This is a genomic window from Haloferax sp. s1 (assembly GCF_058382125.1).
The window spans coordinates 1-4,988 of the sequence record NZ_JBZRPK010000457.1; the positions used below are offsets into that span (position 1 = coordinate 1).

General features: G+C 64.0%; 3 protein-coding genes and 1 pseudogene. All 4 read right to left on the reverse strand.

Annotated features, from left to right (window positions below):
- Positions 1-139: pseudogene (locus QT222_RS06690) on the reverse strand (mechanosensitive ion channel family protein); the annotation flags it as partial.
- Positions 140-272: 133 nt separating this feature from the next.
- A complete protein-coding gene (locus tag QT222_RS06695) occupies positions 273-1,931 on the reverse strand; it encodes a tRNA uridine(34) 5-carboxymethylaminomethyl modification radical SAM/GNAT enzyme Elp3 (RefSeq protein WP_004060386.1) in 1,659 nt (552 codons plus the stop codon).
- 130 nt (positions 1,932-2,061) lie between these two features.
- On the reverse strand, positions 2,062-4,230 hold the full coding sequence (locus QT222_RS06700) for a DHH family phosphoesterase (protein WP_491476713.1): 2,169 nt from the start codon (positions 4,228-4,230) through the stop codon (positions 2,062-2,064).
- A gap of 126 nt (positions 4,231-4,356) precedes the next feature.
- On the reverse strand, positions 4,357-4,920 hold the full coding sequence (locus QT222_RS06705) for a YIP1 family protein (protein ID WP_491476714.1): 564 nt from the start codon (positions 4,918-4,920) through the stop codon (positions 4,357-4,359).
- Positions 4,921-4,988 lie beyond the last annotated feature (68 nt).

Genomic DNA, 4,988 nt, shown 5'->3' on the forward strand with positions numbered 1-4,988 from the left:
CCCCGAACGCGAGCGCCACGGGTGCCACCGAGATACCGATGCGCTCCTCCGTCGAGACAAACTGCGCGAGCGTCGCCTGCAAGTCCTGTAGCCAACTCGTTACCGGATTCGATACCCCGCTTGCCCCCTGTTCGACCATCGTACCCAGTCGGGCGGGTGAACTTCCAAAAACGTGACGGAGTGTTAATCAGTATTGAGAACCACAGGCACACAGATTCGGGAGCCGAATCCACTGGCTCGAAAAATCGGATACGAACGCGCTAACGGGCCTACTACAGCCGCTTCGACACGTACGGACCGTCCTGTTGGTAGCCGAGTTTCTGCTTGTAGTACTGCCGGACACCGATACCCGAGATGACCGAAATCTTGTCGTATCCAGCGTCGCGGGCGAGTTCCTCGGCATGGGCGAGAAGCTTCTTTCCGTAGCCTTTGTGCTGCCAATCGCCCTCAGCTCCGATACCGACTTCCGACCCGTAGACGTGCAGTTCGCGGACGAGCGCCGCGTTCTGGAGTTCGCGTCGGACCGGATTGCCCGGGAAACGAAGTCGACAGAATCCGACGAGCAGGTCCTCGACGGGGTCTTCGAACGAGATGAAGTGCTCAGTTCCACCAGCGACCTCGTAGGTCATCACGTCGAGTTCGATGCGCTCTGGGTCCGGGTTGGCTTCGTTCATGCCGACCTCGCGGGCGCGGATGTTGCGCTGGACGATACCCTTCTCTTCGGCCCGCTGAGCGGCGAGTTGTCGGAGGTTAGACTTCCAGACACCGGCGTCGATGAAGTCCGCTGGGATGTCGCGCTGGACGCGCTGGAGGCGCGTGTACTTCGGAATCATCCCCATGACCTCGGCGATGATGTCGGCGGCCTCCTCGTTGTTCAGCGGGTCGTACTCGTCGCGTCGCCACATGTCGTAGGTGATGGTGTCGCGGACGATGAGCGTCGGGTAGATTTTGAGGTAGTCTGGCCGCCAGTCCGAGTTCTCGAACAGTTGGCGGAAGTCCTCCAGACACATCTCCTTCGTCATCCCGGGTTGTCCCGGCATCATGTGGAAGCCGACCTTGAACGCCGAGTCGCGGAGGCGACGGTTGGCGTCGATTGACGCCTGCACGCCGTGACCGCGGTGCATCTCGCGGTTGATTCGCTCGTAGGTCGTCTGGACGCCGACTTCGACCTTCGTCGCACCCAAATCGAGCATCCGGTCGATTTGCTCGGGGTCGCACCAGTCGGGCTTCGTCTCGAACGTCGTTCCGATGTTTCGGATGTCGGCCGTCTCGTTTTCGGCAATCACGTCTTCGACGTATTTGAATTCGACATCCTCGGGGTCGGGTTTGAACGATTGGTCCTCGGCGGGCTGCGGTTCCGAGTCGAGGTCGTAGTCGTTCATCGCTTCGAGCGCCCGCTTGACGAACCACTCCTGGTAGTCGTGGCTCCGGGCGGTCATCGTCCCGCCCATCAGGATGAGTTCGACCTTGTCGACCGGGTGGCCGATGTGCCGGAGTTGTTCGAGCCGGAGCGTGACCTGTCCGTATGGGTCGTAGTCGTTCTGGACGCCGCGGGCGGCCGCGGGTTCGTGGCCTGTGTACGACTGCGACGACGAGAACTCGCTCGCCGGACCGCCGGGACAGTACAGACACTTCCCGTGCGGGCACATGTGCGGCGAGGTCATGATGGCGACCGGCGAGACGCCGGAGGCGGTGCGGACGGGTTTTCGTCGAACGACCTCTTTGACCTCCTCGCGTCGGTCTTTGGGGGCGTATTGTAGAATCTCGGTGTTCTTCGGTACCTTCGGCGAGGAGTGTTCCGAACAGGCGTCGAGCTTGGCCGATTCGAGGTCGTCGCGGTCGATTTCGCCCGCGAGGATGCGCTCGACGAGCGCCTCGCAGGTCCGCTGGAACGCCTCGGACTCGGTTTCGGTCTCAGCGCTCACGGACACACCTCCCGGGTGGCGACGTGGTAACGGCTCATGAGCGCGAATCAGGTCGTTTCGTGGATAAGCGTGTCGCTCGGGAGGCTCGAAAACAGCCCTCCATCGAGAACGAACGAGGAGGAGTCTGGATTGTCGTTTAGAACTGCTCGGCAGCGGCGGCGAGGACGGCTTCGAGCGCCTCGTCGCGCGCACCGGTCAGGAACTCGATGCGTCCTTCGCGGATACCGGCGGCGGCGAGACCGGCGGCGGGTGCCTTCTCGGCGGCTGACTCGACGACGGCGCGAAGGTCGAGGTCGCCCGTGCTGCGGAAGTACAGTTCGTCCATGCCCAGCGCGACGGTCACGAACGCGTCACCCTCGCGCGTGCGGCGGTGCAGTTCGTCGACGAGGAGACCCGTCGGCGGGAAGTCGAAGCGGTGACTGTAGGCGTCGGAGTCGAGCACGGCGGCGGAGACGGAATCAACCTGGCGGCGTTCGAGGTTCGCCTGCGCCGTCTCGATTTCGTCTTCGAGTTTGATGCGGAACTGCTCGGAGACGTGGCCAGCGAGGCCCTCATCGGCGTCGAAGAGCAGGTCAGCGATGAGTTCGCGCTTGTCCTGGTAGGACTGGTAGTACGCTTCGAGGGCGACGGCCTCACGGAGTTCGCGGACGCGGTCGGCGTCGAAGCCGTGGTCCGCGGCGAGGTCGAGGTACTGCTGCGGGCAGTTCTCCCAGTAGCTGACGGCGGGGAGGTGCGACACGCCGTCGCGAACGTCCTCGTTGACAGCAACCGAGAGCGTCGAAGCGAGCGCGCCGACAGAGAGGTCGCGGGCGTCAGCACCCTCACGGGGAGGATTGACGAGCACATCGACTTCTTCGGCAACTTCGTCGTCCGCGGGTGCGGCGTCGACGACGACGCGCTCGGAGCCGTAGACACCGAGCAGGCCGAGTCCATCGAGGGATTCGGCGGTCGAGCCAGCGCCGAGAAGCAGTACGAGCGGAAGCTTCTCGTCGTGGCGGTCGCGGTCTTCGAGCATCCGCGTCACGTCGTTCGTGGCGGCGTCCATGCCGTAGACGGCCTCTTCGAGCGGGCGACGGGTGAAGTAGTGGTACTCGGCGTCGTCGCGGGGGTGCTCGTCGCGGATGAGCGGGAGCACGGCGCGCTCGACGGCGGCACCGGCGACGTAGCCGTCTGCCGTGGCCGTGTGGCGCACGACGATGGGGCGCGATTCGAGGACGGCTCGGCGGATTGCCTCGGCAGCGTCCAGAAGCGACTTGCCGACGGCGGCGACCGGCTCGTGAGCCGCGAGGGGTGCGACTGCGTCCGGTCGGGCCTCGTCGGAAAGCGCGTCCGCAAGGCGCTGTTTGATAGTTTCTGCGTCAGCACCTTCGAGAACCGTCAGGTCCTCGGTCTCGATCTGAAGTTCGCCGCGGCGGCGTTCGACCTCGCCGTCGATGCGGACGTAGTCGCCCACTTCGACGCTGGGGTATGCGCGAACGCCGGCTTCGACGAAGGCGGCACAGTCCGCGATGGCCGTTTCGTCGCGGAGTTCGAAGACGGTCGGCCCGCCGGTCTGGCGGACGCTTGCGATTTCGCCCTCGACGCGAACGACTTCGCCGACGCGGTTGTCGATGCTGTCGATCCTCACGCGCTCGACTTCCTCGGCTTCGACTGTTTCGGCTGCTTCGGGTTCGGCGGCCGCTTCATGTGTTTCGGCTGCTTCGGGTGCAGTTTCGGCTTCCGTTTCCGATTCGGAGATGTCGGTGACGACATCCTTCGCGGTCGGGGCGCGGCCCTCGTCTCCGGCGGCGGACTCGGGCTCGGGCTCGGCTTCGACTGGTTCCGGTTCCGGTTCCGGTTCCGGTTCAGATTCGGTCTCGACGGATTTCTGCGACGTAGTCGCGCCGACGGGTTTCGTCGTCTTACCCGTCTGGGGGCGGGTCTTAATCGTCGTCGGACCGCTGCTTTCGGCTTCTTTCTCGACCGGTTGGCCGTCGGCGTCGCCATCGGGGTCGTGGATGCGAGCACCGCGGAACTCGGTGTCAGACTGTCGAATCGACCAGCCGAGGTCGATGTTGCCGTTGTCGCGGACGTTCTTCACCTGGACGAACACTTCGTCGCCCGGTTCCCATTCGAGGGATTCGAGACGGCGGTCGAGTTCGCTGCGGTGCAGTAGGCCTGTGACGTTGGAAGCGAGATCGACGAAGACACCGAAGTCGGCGTACCCGTCGACGGTGCCTTTGTAAAACCGACCGGGGACGAGCTGGTGGGGGCTATTGCCCCGGAACTCGAACCAGACGTCCTCCTCGTGCGTAATCCAATCCATTGCGTTGAGCAAACAACCCCTAACTAAAACGATTGTCGAAAAACGCTCAGGCTAGAGCGACACGCGTGCGGCCGACTCGACGGGGCTACATCCGGCGAATTGCCGCTTTCGAAGGGATATGTGGACTCAGCCGAGCACGGTCATTAGCGCTGCGGTGATATTCGAGAGCGCCTGAAAGCCGCCGAAGGCATATCCGAAGACAACTCCGGACGGAACGGCCGTCGCGAGAATCGCCTTCGGGAGCGAAGTTTGATGGACCTCGCTGATGCCGACTGCGAGGAGGACAGCCCCGTAGACCGCACAAATCGCTCGAAGAACGGGTATCGAAACCCCGGGAATCAGAACGCTGAGAATCGGAACCGCGGCAAATGCACACGGCGCAGTGGCGTAAGCGATGACCTGAACGGTCTCGCTCACGCCGGCGCGCTGAGAGAGAAGCGGGATGAGGAGCGCGGTCTGTATCGCCGCCGTCAGGTGAAGCAGTGCCGGCGCGACAAAGAGCGCAATGACCAAGAGCGCGACGAGCGCCGAAGCGACTGGCCCGCCTCCGATAACCGGAATCGTGGCCGGTGCGAAGACGAACTGGAGACTCTGGTAGACGAGCGCGACGGAGATGGCAAACAAGAGTCCGGGAGCCTGCTCGCCGGGCGCGAAACCGTCACGGAAGAACCGAGGGGGGCTGACGGCCACGGCACCCCACGCGCCAAGGAGACCACTTAACCCCCGGCCACCGCCCTACCTGGGGGGCGCTCCCCAAC